General features: G+C 71.9%; 15 protein-coding genes. 12 read left to right on the top strand and 3 right to left on the bottom strand.

All coding sequences use genetic code 11. From position 1 onward, the window contains the following. Positions 1 to 76 precede the first annotated feature (76 nt). Positions 77 to 349, top strand: a complete 273-nt coding sequence (locus K8556_RS34740) for a hypothetical protein (RefSeq protein ID WP_223744405.1) — start codon at positions 77 to 79, stop codon at positions 347 to 349. A 64-nt stretch (positions 350 to 413) separates the two neighbouring features. On the opposite strand, the gene K8556_RS34735 is transcribed toward K8556_RS34740, so the two are convergent. Further along, complete coding sequence (locus K8556_RS34735) at positions 414 to 2,312, bottom strand: ribonuclease R family protein (protein WP_223744404.1); 1,899 nt, start codon at positions 2,310 to 2,312, stop codon at positions 414 to 416. Between the two features lie 275 nt (positions 2,313 to 2,587). On the opposite strand from K8556_RS34735, the gene K8556_RS34730 reads away from it, so the two are divergent. Both K8556_RS34730 and K8556_RS34725 read left to right on the top strand, forming a co-directional pair. Further along, entirely contained in the window at positions 2,588 to 5,683 is a 3,096-nt protein-coding gene (locus K8556_RS34730) for a protein kinase (protein WP_223744403.1), read from the top strand. A 121-nt stretch (positions 5,684 to 5,804) separates the two neighbouring features. Further along, entirely contained in the window at positions 5,805 to 6,527 is a 723-nt protein-coding gene (locus K8556_RS34725; RefSeq protein WP_223744402.1) for a GIN domain-containing protein, read from the top strand. Between the two features lie 431 nt (positions 6,528 to 6,958). On the opposite strand, the gene K8556_RS34720 is transcribed toward K8556_RS34725, so the two are convergent. After that, positions 6,959 to 7,978, bottom strand: coding sequence for an aldo/keto reductase (locus K8556_RS34720; RefSeq protein ID WP_223744401.1), 1,020 nt, complete (start codon positions 7,976 to 7,978; stop codon positions 6,959 to 6,961). Positions 7,979 to 8,056: 78 nt separating this feature from the next. Between K8556_RS34720 and K8556_RS34715 the strand changes: the two genes are divergently transcribed. Beyond that, positions 8,057 to 8,773 carry a DUF429 domain-containing protein gene (locus tag K8556_RS34715; protein WP_223744400.1) on the top strand — a complete coding sequence of 239 codons (717 nt, stop codon included), beginning with the start codon at positions 8,057 to 8,059 and terminating at the stop codon, positions 8,771 to 8,773. Positions 8,774 to 8,887: 114 nt separating this feature from the next. After that, positions 8,888 to 9,157 carry a hypothetical protein gene (locus K8556_RS34710; protein ID WP_223744399.1) on the top strand — a complete coding sequence of 90 codons (270 nt, stop codon included), beginning with the start codon at positions 8,888 to 8,890 and terminating at the stop codon, positions 9,155 to 9,157. A 16-nt stretch (positions 9,158 to 9,173) separates the two neighbouring features. Here K8556_RS34710 and K8556_RS34705 read toward each other — a convergent pair whose 3' ends face one another. Continuing rightward, positions 9,174 to 11,345, bottom strand: coding sequence for a tenascin-X (locus tag K8556_RS34705; protein WP_223744398.1), 2,172 nt, complete (start codon positions 11,343 to 11,345; stop codon positions 9,174 to 9,176). A 223-nt stretch (positions 11,346 to 11,568) separates the two neighbouring features. On the opposite strand from K8556_RS34705, the gene K8556_RS34700 reads away from it, so the two are divergent. The 7 genes from K8556_RS34700 to K8556_RS34670 all read left to right on the top strand — a co-directional run bounded on the left by K8556_RS34700 (position 11,569) and on the right by K8556_RS34670 (position 18,517). Beyond that, complete coding sequence (locus K8556_RS34700) at positions 11,569 to 11,823, top strand: hypothetical protein (RefSeq protein ID WP_223744397.1); 255 nt, start codon at positions 11,569 to 11,571, stop codon at positions 11,821 to 11,823. A gap of 8 nt (positions 11,824 to 11,831) precedes the next feature. After that, the gene (locus K8556_RS34695; RefSeq protein ID WP_223744396.1) at positions 11,832 to 12,158 is read left to right on the top strand and encodes a hypothetical protein; all 327 of its coding nucleotides are present in this window, start codon (positions 11,832 to 11,834) and stop codon (positions 12,156 to 12,158) included. Positions 12,159 to 12,467: 309 nt separating this feature from the next. Beyond that, complete coding sequence (locus K8556_RS34690; protein ID WP_223744395.1) at positions 12,468 to 14,222, top strand: serine/threonine-protein kinase; 1,755 nt, start codon at positions 12,468 to 12,470, stop codon at positions 14,220 to 14,222. An 80-nt stretch (positions 14,223 to 14,302) separates the two neighbouring features. Further along, positions 14,303 to 15,256 (top strand): glutathione synthase, encoded by a 954-nt coding sequence (gshB, locus tag K8556_RS34685; RefSeq protein ID WP_223744394.1) that lies wholly within the window; start codon positions 14,303 to 14,305, stop codon positions 15,254 to 15,256. 20 nt (positions 15,257 to 15,276) lie between these two features. Continuing rightward, complete coding sequence (locus K8556_RS34680; protein ID WP_223744409.1) at positions 15,277 to 16,044, top strand: tRNA1(Val) (adenine(37)-N6)-methyltransferase; 768 nt, start codon at positions 15,277 to 15,279, stop codon at positions 16,042 to 16,044. A 115-nt stretch (positions 16,045 to 16,159) separates the two neighbouring features. After that, complete coding sequence (locus K8556_RS34675; RefSeq protein ID WP_223744393.1) at positions 16,160 to 16,666, top strand: DoxX family protein; 507 nt, start codon at positions 16,160 to 16,162, stop codon at positions 16,664 to 16,666. Between the two features lie 105 nt (positions 16,667 to 16,771). Beyond that, the gene (locus K8556_RS34670) at positions 16,772 to 18,517 is read left to right on the top strand and encodes a CapA family protein (RefSeq protein ID WP_223744392.1); all 1,746 of its coding nucleotides are present in this window, start codon (positions 16,772 to 16,774) and stop codon (positions 18,515 to 18,517) included. Positions 18,518 to 18,603: the final 86 nt, after the last annotated feature.

Below are 18,603 nucleotides of genomic sequence, written 5' to 3'. Positions count from 1 at the left end.
CGGCAACCTCGTCATGCTACCGCAGGGAACTCGTCGCGCCGCCTGACGCGTTTCCACTCCAATTGACACGACCTCGGTGCACGTGCCGCAGGAGCTGTACGCAGTGACGTACGCGCCCGGCCAGGAGGTCACGGCCACGGTGAAGAAGTCGTTCCCGCTGACGCAGGGCCGCACGGGCTCCGCGGTGGTGGCCACGACGGCGCAGGGCACCCAGGTGAAGGTGCTGGCCGCGAGCGTCCCCGCGAAGGGCGAGGTCCTGTACCTGGTGAGGTCCTCCACCGGGCTGGTGGGCTGGGTGCCCGGCAACGTCCTGGTGGAGTCCACGGACGGGTTGCCGCTGGCGGGGTGAGCGGATTGCGTGTCTGTGTTTCAGGCTTGGACATCCGTGTCTGGGATGTCCAAACCTGACGGCCCTACTCGACCAGGGCGAACTCCACCCGGCCCAGTTGCTCATCCGTGGAGACGACCTTCACGGTGATGGGCATGCCCACGGTGAAGGTCCGCGTCTTGCCCACCATGGACAGCTCGCGCGCGTCCGGACGGTAGGGGCCGCCCGCGAGCCCTTCCGCCGGGACCATGCCCTCCACCCACATGCCATCCAGTTGCGTGACGAGGCCGAAGGGCTTCACGCGCACGATGCGCGCGGGGAACTGCTGCCCGATGCGGGTGGACATGAAGCGCGCCTCCAGCTCGTGGTGGCGGTCCACCTCCGCGCGGTTGGCGGAGCGGGCGCGCACGTTGATGTGCTGGGAGAGCTTCTCGATCTCCGGGTCCTCGTGCACGAAGTCGCGCCGGCCGTGGAGGTACGCCTTGATGAGCCGGTGCACGGCCAGATCCGCGTACCGGCGGATGGGGGACGTGAAGTGCAGGTACAGCGGCGCCGCGAGCCCGAAGTGCGGGCCCGGCTTCACCGTGTAGCGGGACGGGCCCAGCGAGCGGCGCAGCACCGAGCGCAGCGCGGCCTCCGCCTTCGCTCCGGAGATCTGCCGGTCGAACGCGGCCAGGGCCAGCGGAGTGATGTGCGCACCGAAGCCCGCCGCGAACCCCGAGTGCAGCGCGAACGCGTTCACGTCCGCCACGCGCTGCGGATCCGGCTGCTCATGCACGCGGTACACGGTGGGCACGCCACGGGTCATCATCCAGGTGGCGATGGCCTCGTTGGCCGCGACCATGAAGCGCTCGATCATGTTATGCGCGGAGGTGTCCTTCTCCCCGGCGAGCCCGGACACGGCGCCCGTGGCCGTGTCGAAGGTGAAGCGCGCCTCGTCGCGGGACATGGCCATGCCGCCGCGAGCCCCGCGCGACACGGCGAGCCGCGCGGAGGCCAGGCGGAACCAGGGCATGGCGTCGCGCACGGGCTCCATGGCGGGGGAGATGGCGTTGTCGTCGAGGAAGGCCGCGACCTCGTCGTAGTTCAGCCGGGCCCAGGAGCGGATGAGGCTTTCATAGACATCCGCGGAGGTGACGCGGCCGTCGGGGTCGATGCGCAATTCGACGGTGAGACAGTGGCGCTCCTCGTTGGGCACCAGGCTGAGCCAGTGCGCGGACAGTTCCTCCGGGAGCATGGGGAGCACGCGGCCGGCCAGGTAGACGCTGGTGGCGCGGGCGCGGGCCTCCTGGTCCAGGGGGGTGCCTTCCTTCACGGACTCGCTCACGTCCGCGATGGACACGAGCAGGCGCAGGGCACCGTCAGGGCCGGCGGGCAGCACGGAGATGGCGTCGTCGATGTCGCGGGTGGACGGCGCGTCCACGGTGACGGTGGGGATGGAGCGCAGGTCGCGCCGGGCGCCGCCCAGGGCGTGGGGGGTCTCCTTCGCGCGGAGGGCCTCCTGGACGACCTCCGCGGGGAAGTCCCGGTGGAGGCCGTGGCGGGCGATGACGCGCTCCAGGGAGCGGTCGGCGCCGGACTCCAGACGGTAGAGGAGGACGACCTTGCCGTCCGCGATGCGGGCGACGACGGCGTCGTTGTGCTGGACGGGGGTGGTGCCCGGGTCCAGGGGCCAGTCGGTGTTGGAGACCTCGCGGTCGATGCGCAGGAAGAAGGCGCCCTTGCGCGACACGACCTCGCCATAGACGGCGGTGCGGGTGCGCTCCACGAGCGACAGGCCGGATGCGGTCCACCGGTCCTCGCCAGAAGCGGTCACGGTGGCGGAGACGACGTCGCCCGCGAAGAAGGGGTTCAGCTCCGGGGGCGGGATGAAGGCGGACAGCACCTCCAGGGTGCCGGGCTTCTGCACGGTGAGGAAGCCGAAGCCACGGGGGTGCACGTCGACGCGGCCGGTGACGGTGCGCGGGGAGGCGGAGGTGTCCATGTCGGTGCCGTCGTAGCCCACGCCGGGGCGAACGTCACTGGAAGCCAGGGTGCTTCCCAGTGTCTGTCTTCAGCCTCGCTCCCCGGTTCCGTTCGAAGCCCGCGGCAGGGTCAACCCGGGCACCCCGGTCACACGCCCAGCAGCGCCCCCATGCGCCGGTCCGCTGTCCCTCGGTCCCGGAGGCGGTCCTCGGGTAAACCCTGGCATCCGGTCAGAAACGGGGGTCCGGGCCTTTCGCGCCGGTGCCTGCCCCGGTGTAGAGTCGGACCCCTTCAATGGCTGGGACGACGCTGACGCTCACCCCGGACGGGTTCCGTGGCCGGGTGCTGGGCAAGTACGAGGTGCTCTGCCGCCTGTCGACAGGCGGGATGGCGGAGATTTTCCTCGCGGCCCAGAAGGGCCTGGCCGGCTTCCGCAAGATGGTGGTGCTGAAGCAGATCCTCCCCGACATCCGCGGCGAGGAGGAGTTCGTCCGGATGTTCCTGGACGAGGCCAAGGTCACGGCCGCGTTCAACCACCCGCACATCGCCCACGTGTACGACCTGGACGTGGCGGACGGTGAGCTGTTCCTCGCCATGGAGTTCGTCCCGGGCGCCACGCTGGTGGAGGTGGCCCGCGCGTGCCGCTCCGCCCACGAGCCCATCCCCATCGGCTTCAGCCTGATGTCCGTGCGCGACACGGCCGTGGCGCTCAACTACGCGCACAGCTTCACCGACCCGCTGGGCCGGCCCTCGCCCGTCGTCCACCGCGACGTCGCCGAGAAGAACATCATGGTGACGTACGAGGGCGTCACCAAGCTGCTCGACTTCGGCATCGCCAAGAGCCTGGCGCGCGCGGGCCGCACCGCCGTGGGCATGGTGAAGGGCACCAGCGGCTACATGTCCCCGGAACAGATCATGGGCGACCCGCTGGACGCCCGCAGCGACCTGTTCAGCCTGGGCGTGGTGCTGCACGAGTGCCTCACCGGCATGCGCCTCTTCTACGCCAAGAGCGCCGAGGCCATGATGAACGCCGTGCTGAGCGGCGACGTGCCTCCGCCCTCGCGCGTGAACAAGGAAGTGCCTCCGGAGCTGGACGCCATCGTCCTCAAGGCGCTCGCGAAGCGGCGCGAGGACCGCTACGGCACCACGCTGGAGTTCGCGCGCGCCATCGAGCGCGCGGTGGGGCAGCGCATCTGGCACCCCGAACAGAGCAGCGAATTGATGCTGCGCCTGTTCGCCGAGCGCCGCGACCAGACCCGCCTGCTGCTCATGGGCGCGCAGTCGACCGGCGACGGCACCTCCAGCGAGACGCAGGTGGCGCAGGTGATTGCCCGGGGCGGGGACGTCCCGGAGCCGGCCACGCTCCCGCCCGCGGGGGCGATGCCGCAGATCTCCTCCGCGCTGCCGCCTCGCGCGTCCGCGCCGGCCAAGGCTCCCGCTCCGGCGAAGGCGTCGCCGGCTCCCGCCGCCGGAGTGGGGGGCCGCCGCAACACGACGGAGGAGCTGGCGGTTCGCAAGCCCGCGGCGGTGCCGTCCTCGCGCCGGGTGTCGCCTCCGCCCACGAATGAGCTGTCCGCGCAGCCCGAGGATTCCGAACCGGGCGTGCGCACCCAGCCGGCCCTGCCTCCGGTGATGCTGGATTCATCGCTGCGCATCACGGCGCCCGTGACGGCGGCCCCCGGCTACGCCGAGGGGGAGACCATCCTCACGCCGCTGTCGCGCGTGGGCACCCAGCCTCCCGAGGACCCGAAGGCACGGCATGCGAAGGAGCCTCCGGCCTTCGTGCCGCCGTCCGACGAGCCGCGCGCCCGGGGTGGACGGGAGTCCGAGGAAGGCCGTGCCCGGTCCGGCCGGGATGGAGGCTCGGACGATGCGCGGCAGCGCTCCGCCAACGGCTCCGAGGATCCGCGTTCGCGCGCCGGACGTGATGCGTCCCATGGATCCGCCGAGGACTCGAGGCCCCGTCCGCCGCGTGAGTCCATCAACGCGTCGCCCGAGGAGGCCCGGCCCAGACCGCCGCGTGAGGCGTTCAGTCCGTCCGGTGAGGATGCGAGGTCCCGCTCCGCGAGGGATGCCGCGAATGGGTCCACTGAGGATTCCCGTCCCCGTCCTCCTCGCGATGGCGCGAACAGCTCCGCCGACGATGCACGCGCCCGGTCGGGTCGTGATGGCGTGAACGCATCCACCGACGATGCACGTGCTCGGTCGGGTCGTGATGGCGCAAACGCATCCACCGACGACACACGTGCGCGGTCAGGCCGCGATGGCGCAAACGCATCCACCGACGACACACGTGTTCGGTCGAGCCGCGATGTCTCGAACGGATCCACCGACGACACACGCGCCCGGTCGGGCCGCGATGGCGCGAACAGCTCCGACGCTGCACGTGCCCGCCCTGCTCGCGACGCATCGAACACCAGCGCCGAGGACTCCCGTCCCCGCCCTTCACGGTCCTCCACGCAGGACAGCCTCCGCGTCACCCAGCCCCACACCCCGCCGCAGGCCCTGCTGAACGACAGCGAGACGGCCATCTCCCGCGTGCCGTCCCTTCCCGCCGAAGAGGCCCCCGAGAAGACTCCCGCGGTCCGCCGCTCGCCGTCCTCTCACCGCAAGCAGTCCTCGCCTCCCTCCCGCTCCACCCCGACGCGCGCCTCCAACCGCCCCACCGAACCGCACGACTTCCTCGCCGAGTCCCCCGCCCCCCGCCGCGGCAGGGGCGGACTCATCGCGGCCGGCATCGTGTTCCTCGCCATCGCGGGCCTCGGCACCACCGTCGCCCTGGGACTCGACGGCGGCCGCGTCTCCGCGCTGTGGAGCTCCGCGCCCTCCCGCAAGCCGGACACGAACTCATCCACAACTTCTCCACCGCCTCCTCCCCAGCCCGAGGCCCCGAAGCCCACCCCCACCGAACCCACCGCGCCGGAACCCTCCACCGCGGTCGCCCAGGTCACGCCTCCCGCTGAACCCGCCGCGCCCACGGAAGAAACGCCGCCCCCCGGCGACGACTCCTCCACCGACGACGCCCAGACGCCGAAGGCGAAGACGCGCACCCCCGTCCGCAAGCCGGCGGCCACCCCGGTCCGCGGCAAGCCCCGCACCGCCGCGCCCGCCGACGACTCGGAAGCCGACCTCCCAGCCCCGGATGACAGCGCCACCGAAGCGGCCGCGCCCCAGGGCTTCCTCACCCTGGTCACGGAACCCTCCGCCCGCGTGTCCCTGGCCGGCCGCTCCCTGGGAGAAACCCCGCTCACCAAGGTCGCACTCCCGGTGGGCAGGCACACCCTGAAGCTCATGGACGGCACCGGCCGCCCCCTGAAGCTCCTCGTGGAGATCAAACCCGACGACATCACCTCCGTCCGGGTCCCCCTGGAGATGCTGGCCAATCCCTGACCCCGTCCGGCGCCCGGACCGGTCCGCGCGGCACCACGCAATCAACCGCCGGGGTCCTCCGTACCCGAGGCATTCCGCCGGGACGTGCTCCCACGTCCTCGCGCCTCGTCCGGAGCCGACCATGAGGATGTCCTCGCTGTCCCTGCTCGCCGCCTGCTGCCTCGCCACCACCGCCTGCACCGCCCACGCGGAGGACGCGGTGAAGTCCTCCCAGGGCTCCGGTGAGACGCGCCAGGTGGAGGACTTCCACGGCGTCTCCGTGGGGCACGGCATGTACGCCGAGGTGAAGGTGGGCCCCAAGTCCGTCCGCCTGGAGGGCTCTCCTGAAAACCTCGCCCGCATCAAGCTGGAGGTGGAGGACGGCATCCTCACCACGCGCGTGGAGCGCAAGGGCTGGAGCGGCCTCAACGGCAGGGTGAAGCTCATCGTGTCCTCGCCCCGCATCGACCACGTGGAGGCCAGCGGCGGCAGCCACATGAACGCGGACGTCACCGCGTCCGGCGAGCTCGACGCCGAGGCCAGCGGCGGCTCCGTCCTCACCGTGCGCGGCGTGGACGCCACGAAGGTGGAGGCCGAGTCCAGCGGCGGCTCCGAAATCACCCTGACCGGCCGCGCGACCCAACTGGAGGCCGAGGCCAGCGGCGGCGCGCAGGTGCACGCCCAGAAGCTCCAGGGCGTCACCGACCTGAAGGTGGAGGCCAGCGGCGGCTCCATCGTGGAGGCCGATGCCCCCTCCAGCGTCTCCGGTGACGCCTCCGGCGGCAGCATCATCCGCCTGTCGAAGCGGCCCCAGAACACCAACGTGGACGTCAGCGGCGGCTCGCGCCTCGACGCCTCGAACTAGCCACGGGACCGGGAAAGGTTAGCCGGGCCCCGGGGAGTTCCCGGGGCCCGGATAGGCCCCCCACGAAGCAAAAGAGGACGCCGCACACCGGACCTCCAAGGTCATCCGGGCGACCGTCCTACCTTCCACGTGACCGCCGGTCGCACCGCAGTGCCGCCGGACAGGCGCGTGGGCCCCATGGAACGCGCTCGAGTGACCGAACGCTTCGCAGTCCCCAAGATATCGGGACTCCGTCCCAATCCCAAACACCCAGCGTCGCTTTCGCCGCAGGACTCGCAGGGGAACCCGCCTTCCACCGCGCCTGCCGTCCCCAACGGACTGTAAAAAAGAAGGCACCGCTTTCACACGGTGCGTCGTTGAGACGCGGCAGGTCGGGTCCATCCAGCGATGATGGAAAAGTCCGGACGTGCGGGACTCCGCGAGCACCCGGTTCAGCGGGCCGGGGGGAGGCGGTCCGCGTTCTGACGCTCCACCATCCAGCCCGGGTACTCGGGGGGCAGCTTGGAGACGGCGTCCAGCTTCGCGAGCTGCTCGGAGCCGAGGCGCAGCTCGGACGCGGCCAGGTTGTCCTCCAGTTGGGCCTGCGTCTTCGCGCCGAGGATGACGGTGGTGACGTGCGGCTGGTGCAGCAGCCACGCGAGCGCCACGCGCGCCACGCTGGTGCCCGTCTCCTTCGCGACCTCATCCATCACGTCGATGGCGTTGTACGCGCGCTCGCGGTCCACGGGCGGGAAGTCGAAGGTGGTGCGGCGGGCGCCCTCGGGGCCTCCGGCGCCGCGGCGGTACTTGCCGGAGAGGAAGCCGCCCGCGAGCGGGCTCCACACCATCAGGCCCACCTGCTGGTCCTTCATCAGCGGCACCAGCTCGCGCTCCAGGTCGCGGCCGGCGATGGAGTAGTAGGCCTGGAGCGATTCGAAGCGGGACAGGCCGCGGTGGTCGCTGATGCCCAGCGCCTTCATCAACTGCCACGCGGCCAGGTTGGACGCGCCCAGGTAGCGCACCTTGCCCTGGCGCACGAGGTCGTCCAGCGCGCGCAGCGTCTCCTCCAGCGGCGTGGCCACGTCGTAGCCGTGGATCTGCAGGAGGTCGATGTGGTCCGTGCCCAGGCGCTTGAGGCTCGCGTGCACGGAGTCGAAGAGGTGGTAGCGGGACAGGCCGGTCTCGTTCTGGCCCGGGCCCATGCGGCCGCGCACCTTGGTGGCCAGCACCACCTGCGAGCGCTTCTGCGCCAACGCCTTGCCGAGCAGCTCCTCCGACTGCCCGTTCGAATACACGTTCGCGGTGTCGAAGAAGTTGATGCCCGCGTCCAGGCACCGGCCCACCAGCGCGTCCGCCTCCGCCTGACCCTGCTGCCCGATGTTCTTCCAGATGCCCTCGCCGCCGAAGGTCATGGCGCCGAAACACAGTTCAGAGACAAACAGGCCGGTGCGGCCCAGCGGACGGTAGTGCATGTGCGTGTCACCTTGGGTGGAAGTGAAGGCGGCCCCACATAACGCCCGGTGTCCGGCCCCGCAGCGGGAAGGCACGCGATGACGGCCGCGCGCCGCTTCGTGGGCTGGGACCTGACGGACCCCTTCGCCCGCGCGCCCCGCCCCGTGGACGAGGCCGTCGTGGACGGTGACGGCCGCGTGCGCTTCTCCCAGCGCGTCTGGCCCACGGCGCGGGCCGGGCACGGGCTGGACCCGGAGGCGCTCGCGGAGGCCTTCGCCGTGGAGCCCGGGGACGTGGTGGTGGTGGACGGGCCGCAGGCGCTGGCGAACCCCGGCGCGAAGGTGCGGGACGCGGAGGCGCGGCTGCGCGCCCCGGGCCGCACCCCGGACGTGCTGCCCGTGCCCGGCGCGCCCTTCGCGGGCTTCGTGCGCGGCGGCGTGCTGCTGTTCGCCGCGCTGCGGGCCCACGCCCGCGTGCCCCTGCTGGACCTGGACACGCCGTCGCTGTCACACGCGCGCCTGTTCGAGGCCTTCCCCGGCGCCACCTGGCGCGCGCTGGCTGTGGAGAAGTTGGGGGCAAAGTCCACGCCGGAGGGACGCGCCCGCAGACAGGCCCTGCTGGAGGAAGCCGGACTGCGCTTCGGGGACGCGGGGACGTGCACGCACGACCAACTGGATGCCGCGCTCTGCGCCTGGCTGGGGTGGCTCACGCGCACCCGGCCCGACCATGTCACCGCGGTGGGCCTGCCCCTCACGCGCGACGTGGACGGAACATTGCGCGAAGGGCGCATCTTGAACCTCGCCGGTTGGCGGTAATCCATTATTACTAGTTCAACAACTTAAGCTGCTTTAATCCCTCTCAACTCCAGACGGAGAGTCTGGGACCACTGCGGCTTCGACGGCGCCACCGGCTGGCAGACCTTCGAGGGCATGGACGCGACGTGGAAGGGCAAGTACGTGCGCGTGCTGGACGGCGAGGAGCGCTACTTCACGGAGGCCTACATGGACGTGGCGCAGCGCTGCCCCGCGTTCCCGCGCGTGCGCTCCTCCGGCATCCAGATCTACACCGTGAGCGCGTGGCCCGCGCTCGACGCGAGCAACAGCAGCCAACTGGGCCCCTACGGCCTGTGCTGGACCAACGGCACGTACAACTTCTCCGTCTCCGTGCCCAACAGCGACTGGACCGCGCTCACGCCGTGATGCACGCCACGAGGACTCAGCGCCCGCGCACCGGGTCCTCGTGATGGTCGTGCCCTGGCCCGCCGAACGTCCCGGGCCAGGGTTCCTCCGCGGGCTTCAGGCCGGGGACCGGGAAGCGCCGGAAGCGCGCCTGGCTGTAGGCATACGGCGGATCGCAATCGCCGCAGGACGTGGCCCCGTCCATCATCACCACGCTGTCCGGCCCCAGCTCCAGGAACTGCGCGGGCGTGGACGCGTTCGACACCGGGCACTGGAACACCTCGGCGCCGTCCTTCGCGCTCACCGCGAACAGCACCGGCCCCGCCGCGCTCATGCCCGTGCCCAGCACCACCGTCTCCGGCGGCTGGCCCGGCCAGGTCTCCCAGTTCGCCAGCCGCGCCTCCGGCGCCACCGGCCCCGGCCACCCCTGGAACCCGTGCGTCCAGGACGGCGTGAGCTCCGGCAACGCGTAGCCCTCCAGCGTCCACCCGCCCGCGGCGTCCTCGGAGGCCGAGGGGATGACGTGCGAGGACGTCGCCAGCGCGCGGCCCAACCCCTGGGGGAAGGACCGTGAACCCACCGCCTGCCCGTCCTGCGTGCGCAGCGCCTGGGTGGAGCGCTCGTTGAGCAGCAGCCCGTTCACGATGGCCAGCTCCCCCGCGGCGAAGGCCTCCGTCTTGCGCCAGCGCGGCACCCCGTCCTGGGAGAACGCCATCAACAACGTCGGCGCTCCCGGGTACAGCGGCGCCCCCACGTTCTGCGTGGGGCCGAACGCCACGTACAAATCCCCCGCCGCGTCGGACGCGACGCCATACGGATGCGGGTGGTTGCACTCCGCGAGCAGCGGGTCCCGCAGCGCCTGCGCGGACACCATGCCGCCAAAGGCATCCAACACCACCAGGAAGTACTGCCGGCACAGCGTGTCGCGCGACGTGCCCGCCGGGTACGCCTCGAAGAGGGCCGCCAGCCGGTCCGGCTGCATCACCCCCAGCCGCGCCATGAACACCGTCGTCAGCCCCTGCGTGAAGTCCGGCCGCGCCGTCGCCAGGTCGAACGTCCACCGCGGCGAGCCCGTCACCCGGTCCAGCAGCGACACCTGCCCAGACAGCGGCAGGTCCATGCACAGCAGCCGGTCGTTCCACAGCATGCACCGGCGCCCGGACGTGCTCGCGCGCACCGGCACCGGGCCCGCCGCGTCCAGCAGCGCGGGCACGAAGAAGCCCACCAGCGTCACGTCCCCCGTGGGCCCCACCAGCAGGTCGTGCAGCGACTCCCCGTTGGAGGCCGCGTCGTAGGTCCAGTCCGGCGCCAGCGCCGTGGCGGCGGGGCGCTCGCAGACGGAGCCCCTGCACTTCCCCGGGCCCTGGCAGGGGCTGGCCGGCGCGCAGGTGAAGTTGTCCGGCGGGTCGCGGCGCTGGCACGCCCCGTCCAGGCACACGTCCGCCGCGTCACAGCCGCGCTCCGGGCCGCAGAACGTCCCGTCCGGCGCCTTCGCCAGCGTGCACCCCACCTTCGGGTCGCACGCGCCCACCTGGCACTTCCCGTCCCCCGGACACGGCGGCGCCGGCACCGACGTGCAGCCGTCCAGCGGGCTGCACACGTCCGTGGTGCACGCGTCGCCGTCGTCGCAGACGCGCTCCGTCCCCCTGCACCGCCCGGCCGTGCACGTGGCGCCCTGGATGCACGCGTTGCCCGGGTCGCACGCGGTGCCGTCCGGCTCCTGCGTCTCCACGCACTGCTCCGTCGTCACGTCGAACGTGGAGGTGTGGCAGGCCACCGGCGTGGGGCAGTCCGGGTACGGGTTCGCCTCCCCGCGCAGCTCCACCCGCACCTCCCCGCCCCCCGGCGCCCGGCCCACCAGCGTGGCCGTCAGCACGCCCGTGGCCTCCGGCCGGTAGGACAGCCGGACCGGGACCTCCCCCGGCCCCATCCGCGTGGGCAGCCCGTCCGCCGAGAAGGGGGCGGCCAGCGCCGTCCACTCCACGTCCAGCGTCGTCCGGCCCGCGTTCACCACCCGGAGCTCCACCCCCCGCTCCACCCCGGGGTAGCTGGCCGGGAACGCCACGGCCTCCTGGGAGACCCGTAGGAGGCTCCGGGCGCCCGTCAGCGGGGGCTCGTCCCGGCAGGCGCTTCCGAAGGCCACCAGGGCCGCCAGGGCCATTGCCAGGGCCGTCCGGCCCCCACTGCCCACCGTCCGCGTGCGCGCCATCGACCCCTCCGTCCCCTGCCTTTACACCCCTCTCCATCCCCGTGTCCCACGGCACCCCACCCCCCGGGGCTTCAGGATTGGGCACTTCCCTGCCTGGGTTTTTTTCAGCCCCCAGGGCCCTGGGTCCTTCCAACCCCCCGGAACGACAGGCCTGTCGCAGGGTATGGTTCTGGCAACGGGCGCGGGGATGACCCTGGCTGGCCCGCCACACGACTCTCCGGGATTGCAGGCATTCACGGTGCTCATCGCCCGGGGCGTGCAGTCCACGGTGAACGGGCTGTCGGCGGAGGTCCGGCGGGCGGTGCTGGCCGAGCTGTTCCGCATGGGCGCTCGCGCCTGCGAGGCCCACTCGGGGCAGGCCGCCTGTCCTCCCTACACCCTGCGCCTGGACGTGGCGGACTGCCGGATGCACGTGGAGCTGGACCCGACGCGCACCCGGCTGTCCCTGACAGGCCTCACCCGGCCCCGGCCGCACTAGAGGCCCGGGTGAGCGAGCGGTGGACGTATGGGCAGATGCTGCCCCGGCGCGCGGGCTACGAGGAGAGCTGGGAGCTCACCTATCGCGTGGAGCAGCTCCGGGAGCTGGTGGGCCAGGAGCTGCACCTGGACCCGGCGCTCGCGGAGGAGCTGGACGACACCCTGGCCCGCCTGGTCCAGCGCAACCAGCGCCTGCGGGGCCTGCAGCGCATGATGGCCACGGACCGGGAGCCGGAGGACCTGGTCATGCACCGCGCCGCGCTGGAGGGCCTGGACCGGCAACTGCTCCAGGAGCTGCCCGGCCTGCTGGAGCGGCTTCGCGCCACGCTCCTGTAGCAGCGAGTCCCCTGGCCGGATGCCTGTCGGTCTCCGACTTGTGCACGGGCCCCGCTTCTTTTCACCAGTCTAATTGGAGTGTTGATCAACTGGTGGAAGCAGTAGGGGAAGCCGAGTTGGGGACAAGTCAGCAAGCTTCCGGATTCATTCACGAATCGGCGATCTGCTACATGTGGGCAAGTTGCCGGTTTCCCCCGGGCATCCACAGGCGGGCCCTTGAGCCCCCGGTTGTCCACAGGGCCGCCCACACCATCCACAGGTGATCCACAGGGATCAGGGGGGCGTGACACCGGCAAGGAAGGACCCCGGATGCAACAGCCCTGTTATGGTCCGGCCCTGCTTTCTTCACGACGCGGGCGCCATTTTCCCAAGGCGCTGGAGGATGAGCTCATCGACTTCCATCGGGGCGAGCGCATCGGGAAGTACGAGGTGCTCACGCAGTTGACCGTGGGCGGCATGGCGGAGCTGTTCCTGGGCTACACGTCGGGCCCGGGCGGCTTCCGCAAGTACGTGGTCATCAAGCGCATCCTCCCGGACGCGCGCTCCAATGATCAGTTCGTCCGCATGTTCCTGGACGAGGCGCGCATCACCGCGGCCTTCAACCACCCGAACATCGCGCAGGTGTTCGACCTGGGGGAGGAGGACGACGGGCTCTACCTGGCCATGGAGTTCATCGGCGGGCAGAACCTCAACCAGGTCACGAGCGCGTGCCTGAAGAAGCGCCAGCCGGTGCCGCTGGCCTTCACCCTGTCCGTGGCCCGCGACGTGTGCCTGGCGCTGCACTACGCGCACACCTTCACGACCCCCGGCGGCGAGGCGAGCCCCGTCATCCACCGCGACGTGGCGCAGAAGAACATCATGGTGACGTACGACGGCACCGTGAAGCTGCTCGACTTCGGCATCGCCAAGGCGAAGAACAGCCTGGAGCGCACCAGCGTGGGCACGGTGAAGGGCACCACCGGCTACATGTCCCCGGAGCAGGTGCGCGGCGATCCGCTGGACGGCAGGAGCGACCTGTTCTCCGTGGGCGTGGTGATGCACGAGCTCATCACCGGCGAGCGGCTCTTCGCGGGCAAGACCGAGCGCGACGAGATGGTGAAGATCCTCGAGGACGCCATCCCGTGGCCGTCCGTGCTGCTGCCGCACATCTCCGAGGACATCTCCCGCGTGGTGATGCGCGCGCTGGAGCGCAACGTGGACCGCCGCTACCCGTCCGGGCGGGACATGGCGCGCGCCATCGAGAAGGCGGCCGGCGGCAAGCTGATGGACGCCGAGCAGCGCGCCGCCCTCATGAAGGGCCTGTTCGCGGAGCGCATGGCGGCCACGCGGTCCCTGCTGGAGAGCGCGGACGTCACCACGAGCAGCCAGGTGCTGGCGTCGGCGAAGCGCGCGCTCCAGAAGGATGACGGCCCCTACCTGCCGGAGCGCAAGGCCACCGCGCTCAGCGTCGTGGAGGCGCGCAAGAAGGCGGAGATCGCGAAGCTGCGCGCGGAGAGCCCCGGCAGCGACGAGACCGCCCCCCCGGTGAAGCGCTCGAAGCTGGGCGCGGTGTGGGCGCTCCTGTCGCTGTCGCTGTTCCTGGGCCTGGCCTACGGCGCGTTCCGGCTCACCCAACTGCTGGAGGCCGAGGAGAAGGCACCCCCTCCCCCGCCCATGGGCCTGGGCGCGATGGTCCCCATCCGTCCGCCCGACGCCCCCGCGCCCGACGCGGACGCGGCCGTCGCGGACGCGGACAAGGACTCCAGGGCCGGCGACCGGGACAAGGACCGCGAGCGGACCCCGAAGGACCGGGACAACGACCGGGACGAGTCCACCGCCAACCGGGGCAGCCGCAAGGGCAAGGGCAAGGGCGAGGTGACGCTCTTCCTGGACGAGCCCGCGGAGGTCTTCCTCAACAACAAGTCCCTGGGGCAGGCGCCGCTGGTGAAGAAGTCCCTGCCGGTGGGACAGGCGGAGCTGATCCTGGTGGGCGAGGACAAGAAGCGCCGCGTGCTCGCCGTGCCGGTGGAGGCGGGCAAGCCCGTGCGCCTCAACCTCAAGCTGAGGGAGCTGCCGGGCCGCTAGGGCCCTGTCCGTTCCGGCGTGGACGGACCTGCGCGAAGGAGCGGCACGGGCGGAGGGCGTCCGCTATCTTCCGCCCCCACATGGCCCTCTCCCTTGGCTTCCTGATGGACCCGCTCGAGAGCGTGCGGGTGGACCACGACACGACGTTCTCGCTGATGCTGGAAGCCCAGCGGCGGGGGCACGACGTCTACTACTTCGAACAGGGCTGGCTGCGCTTCAACGGCCGGTGCTCGGAGGCGCGCATGCGCCGGGTCCGGGTGAGGCGGGAGCCAGGGCAGCACTTCGACGTGCTGGGCGAGGACGTGCGGCCCCTGTCGAAGCTGGACGTGCTCTTCCTGCGCAAGGACCCGCCGGTGGACGCGGACTATCTGCACGCCACGCAGTTGGTGGAGCTGTGTCCGGACCGCGCCCCCATCTTCATCAACAACCCGTCCGGCATCCGCGACGCGAACGAGAAGCTCTTCACGCTGAACTTCCCGGACCTGATGCCGGAGACGCGCGTGACGCGCGAGCTGTCCGTGGTGCTGGAGTTCGCGGCGAAGAACGCGCAGGGCACCATCCTGAAGCCCATTGATGGCTTCGGCGGCAAGGGCATCCTCTTCCTCGCGCCGGGGGACCGCAACGCGCGCTCCATGGTGGAGCTGCTCACGCAGGGCTTCAAGGAGCCCATCCTCGCGCAGGCGTACGTGCCGGAGAGCCGCCTGGGCGACAAGCGCATCATCCTGGTGGACGGAGACCCGGTGGGCGCGGTGCTGCGCGTGCCGTCGGACGCGGACCACCGGGGCAACATGGCCGCGGGCGGCACGCCCATGAAGGCGGACATCACCGAGCGCGACCTCTACATCTGCAAGCGCCTCAAGCCGTCGCTCCAGGAGAAGGGGCTGACGCTGGTGGGCATCGACGTGCTGGGCGACTACCTCACGGAGGTGAACGTCACCAGCCCCACGGGCCTGGTGGAGGCCAGCCACCTGGACGGCGTCTCCTGCGAGGCGCGCGTGCTGGACGTGGCCGAGCGGATGCACGGCGCGCGCTGAACGTGGCCGCTCCCGACAGGATGCCGGAGGACGGCGAGACGCTGGACTCCATTGGCACCGCGGACGTGCGCGTGTTCCAGCGCCGCGCGGGCTACCGCTTCACGTTGGACGCGGTGCTGCTGGCGCACTTCGCGGCCACGGAGGGGCAGGACCTGCCCGGGCCGGTGCTGGAATTGGGCGCGGGCAGCGGCGTGGTGTCGCTGCTCCTGGTGAAGCAGTTCGGCGTCGCGGGCCCGGTGGACGCGCTGGAGCTCCAGCCCGCGGTGCACGAACGGCTGACGCGCGCGGTGGCGCTCAACGGGTGCGAGGGCCGGGTGCGGCCGGTGCTCGGGGACCTGCGGCAGGCGCGGTCGCTGTTCACGCCCGGGGCGTACGGGCAGGTGGTGTCCAACCCGCCGTTCCGCCGGGCCGAGGCGGGCGTGGTGAGCCCGGACGCGGAGCGGGCCGTGTCCAAGTCGGAGGTGGCCTGCGATGCGCCGTCCGTGGTCGCGGCGGCGCGGCATGCCCTGCGGCCCGGGGGCGGCGTGAGCCTGGTGTATCCGGCGGCGCGGCTGGCGGAGGTGCTGGGGGTGCTCGCGGGCGCGCGGTTGTTCCCCCGGGTCCTGCGCGCCGTGCACGCGCGGGTGGACGCGCCCGCCACGCGCTTCCTGGTGCAGGCGCTGCGGGACCAGGACCGGGGCCTGTCCGTGCGTCCGCCGCTCATCGTGCATGGTGACGGAGCCGGCGGGTACGGCGCGGAGGTGGCGGCGCTGATGGACGTGCCGCTGGCGGAGCGGAGCGGGGGTTGAGCGCCCGGCCGCCGGACGTGGGGCCCTGCGAGCGTCGGGGCCGGATGGGGGGATGCATCACAACGTAAGGGGCACTTCACCCACCGGACGTCCGCGTCCCGACGAGGAGAGCCCCATGAACGTGACGATGCTCAACGAACAACCGTCGCTGCTGAAGTCGGCCGCGCTGCTGCCCCCGCGCCTGTCCCTGGGCGCGACGATGATCCACCACGGCCTGGAGAAGCTGAAGAAGGAGGGCATCGAGCAGCAGGCGGGCATGTTCGAGCAACTGGGCATCAAGCCCGGCAAGCAGTGGCTGCTGGCCACGGGCATCACGGAGCTGGTGGCCGGGGTGAGCTCCATCCTGGGCATCGCGACGCGCTTCACGGCGGTGTCGGTCATCGTCACGCAGGCGATGGCCATCGCGAAGGTGCACAGGAAGAACGGCTTCGACATCACCAAGGGCGGCTACGAGTTCAACGTGGCGCTCATCGCCATCGCGCTCGGGACGCTGATGCGCGGGCCGGGGCGGCTGTCCCTGCACAGCGCGCTGGAGCGGCGGGTGAAGCGCCGGGAGCTGAGGCACTTCCGGCTGCTGCCCCGTCAGCGCCGGGGCTCCATGCTGCTCGACGCGCTGGGGTAGCCGGGGCCTTGGAGGGGTGTGGGGGTGTCGCCTGCCCGGCTGCCAGCGAACCGGGCCCGCCGGTGGCGCCCCTGCCCCCGCCGCATCCCGTAAGATGCGCGGGCCATGGCCCCCCCGTCCGTCCTGCTGATGCTGGCGCTCGCCGCGCCCGCCGCGTCTGTCCCCAACTTCTCCACAGCCGAGCCCTCCAGCACCGCGCGCCTCGCCGAAGCGGGCGTGGCCTCCGTGCGCTCCGTCATCCGGGATACGAGCGCCGGGCGGCTCGAAGTCGCGGGCCTCGCGTCCGTGACGGCCGCCACGCGGACCCGTGCCAGTGATTCCGAGACGCCCGTCGCGGTGCGGATGCCCGCGGGCTTCGCCGAGTCCATCCCGACGCCGCCCCGCGAGCCGGCCACGGTGCCGGCCACCGGCGCCGCGCAAAGCCAGACAGACTCCCTCTCCGAAGCCGGCCGCATCGCCGTGGAGGCCAGCGTCGGGGCCCTGCGCGCCGCGGCCATGGCGATGCACGGCAAGGCCGGCGCGTCCGGCCTGGCCACCGTGGGCAACCCGGACGAGCACTACGCCCGGGGCGTCGCCGCCCTCCAGTCCAAGGATTCGCGCACCGCCATCGCGGAGCTGTCCGCGTGCGTGCAGGCCGCGCCGTCCCGCGCGGACTGCCGCTGGGAGCTCGGCTGGGCGTACTCCGTGGAAGGCCGCTGGGCGGACTCCCTCACGCAGTGGACGCAGGTGCGCGCGCTCAATCCCAGCCAGCCGGACCTGGAGGGCGCGCTCACGCAGGCCCGCAACCAGGCCGCGCTCCAGGCGAAGCTCGCGCAGCCGGTGGACAGCGCGCCCCGCCCGCCCCCGCCGCCGGGCGCGAAGCTGCGCATCCGCGCCGCGGGTGACCTGATGCTCGGCACCACCGTGCCGGAGGGCTACCTGCCCCCGGAGGGCGGCGGCAGCGTCATCGCGGCCGTGCGCCCCCTGCTGGAGGACGCGGACCTCACCTTCGTGAACCTGGAAGGGCCGCTCTGCGACACCGGTAAAACCACCAAGTGCCGCTCGCCCGCGAACTGCTACGCGTTCCGCTCCCCCACGTCCTTCGGTGACTACCTCAAGGAGGCCGGCGTGGACGTGGTCTCCACCGCGAACAACCACTCCGGCGACTTCGGCGAGGAGTGCCGCCGCGCCACCGAGTCCACCCTGGACGCGCTGGGCATCGCCTGGAGCGGCCCGCCGGGCAGCGTGGCCACCGTGGAGCGCAACGGCCTGAAGATTGGGCTGGTGGCCTTCCACACGTCCGCGGGCTGCAACCACCTGAACAACCTGCCCACCGCCACGGCGCTGGTGAAGCAGACCGCCGCCACGCACGACATCGTCATCGTCTCCTTCCACGGCGGCGCGGAGGGCGGCAAGGCCCTGCACGTCCCGGCCGGCAGGGAGATGTTCTTCGGCGAGGACCGCGGCGACCTGCGCGCCTTCACCCACGCGGTGGTGGACGCGGGCGCGCACTTGGTGCTCGGCCACGGCCCGCACGTCGCGCGCGCCATGGAGTTCTACCAGGGCCGCCTCATCGCCTACTCCATGGGCAACTTCGCCACCTACGGCCGCTTCAACCTCAAGGGTCCGCAGGGCCTGGGCATGATCCTGGAGGTGGAGCTGGACGCCAACGGCCGCTTCTCCAACGGCCGCATCCTCCCGACGAAGCAGGTTGGCGAAGGCATCACGCAGCCGGACCCGGCCGCCAACGTCGTCTCGCTGGTGCGCAAGCTCACCACGGAGGACTTCCCCGACACGGGCGCCCGCATCGCGGACGACGGCCGCGTCTCTCCGCGCAAGTCGCCTGTCACGGCCTCCAGCGCCGCGCCGTAGCGCCGAGCCTTCACGACAACGCCGCACCCGCACCCACGGACGCCTCGGCCTCCGTGGGTGTTTTGTATGTCACGCATCGCGCTTCG

It is taken from the genome of Corallococcus sp. AS-1-12, assembly GCF_020036995.1.
In the GTDB taxonomy this organism is placed as follows: domain Bacteria; phylum Myxococcota; class Myxococcia; order Myxococcales; family Myxococcaceae; genus Corallococcus.
Note: the sequence above shows the minus strand (reverse complement) of the source record. Positions and strands in the feature narration are given on the sequence as shown.

What these genes read in the sequence shown, in the direction of transcription:
- K8556_RS34735 (WP_223744404.1), bottom strand. Translation starts at nt 2,312, where the DNA reads ATGGACACCTCCGCCTCCCCGCGCACCGTCACCGGCCGCGTCGACGTG.
- K8556_RS34730 (WP_223744403.1), top strand. Translation starts at nt 2,588, where the DNA reads ATGGCTGGGACGACGCTGACGCTCACCCCGGACGGGTTCCGTGGCCGG.
- K8556_RS34725 (WP_223744402.1), top strand. Translation starts at nt 5,805, where the DNA reads ATGAGGATGTCCTCGCTGTCCCTGCTCGCCGCCTGCTGCCTCGCCACC.
- K8556_RS34720 (WP_223744401.1), bottom strand. Translation starts at nt 7,978, where the DNA reads ATGCACTACCGTCCGCTGGGCCGCACCGGCCTGTTTGTCTCTGAACTG.
- K8556_RS34715 (WP_223744400.1), top strand. Translation starts at nt 8,057, where the DNA reads ATGACGGCCGCGCGCCGCTTCGTGGGCTGGGACCTGACGGACCCCTTC.
- K8556_RS34710 (WP_223744399.1), top strand. Translation starts at nt 8,888, where the DNA reads ATGGACGCGACGTGGAAGGGCAAGTACGTGCGCGTGCTGGACGGCGAG.
- K8556_RS34705 (WP_223744398.1), bottom strand. Translation starts at nt 11,345, where the DNA reads ATGGCGCGCACGCGGACGGTGGGCAGTGGGGGCCGGACGGCCCTGGCA.
- K8556_RS34690 (WP_223744395.1), top strand. Translation starts at nt 12,468, where the DNA reads ATGCAACAGCCCTGTTATGGTCCGGCCCTGCTTTCTTCACGACGCGGG.
- gshB (WP_223744394.1), top strand. Translation starts at nt 14,303, where the DNA reads ATGGCCCTCTCCCTTGGCTTCCTGATGGACCCGCTCGAGAGCGTGCGG.
- K8556_RS34680 (WP_223744409.1), top strand. Translation starts at nt 15,277, where the DNA reads ATGCCGGAGGACGGCGAGACGCTGGACTCCATTGGCACCGCGGACGTG.
- K8556_RS34675 (WP_223744393.1), top strand. Translation starts at nt 16,160, where the DNA reads ATGAACGTGACGATGCTCAACGAACAACCGTCGCTGCTGAAGTCGGCC.
- K8556_RS34670 (WP_223744392.1), top strand. Translation starts at nt 16,772, where the DNA reads ATGGCCCCCCCGTCCGTCCTGCTGATGCTGGCGCTCGCCGCGCCCGCC.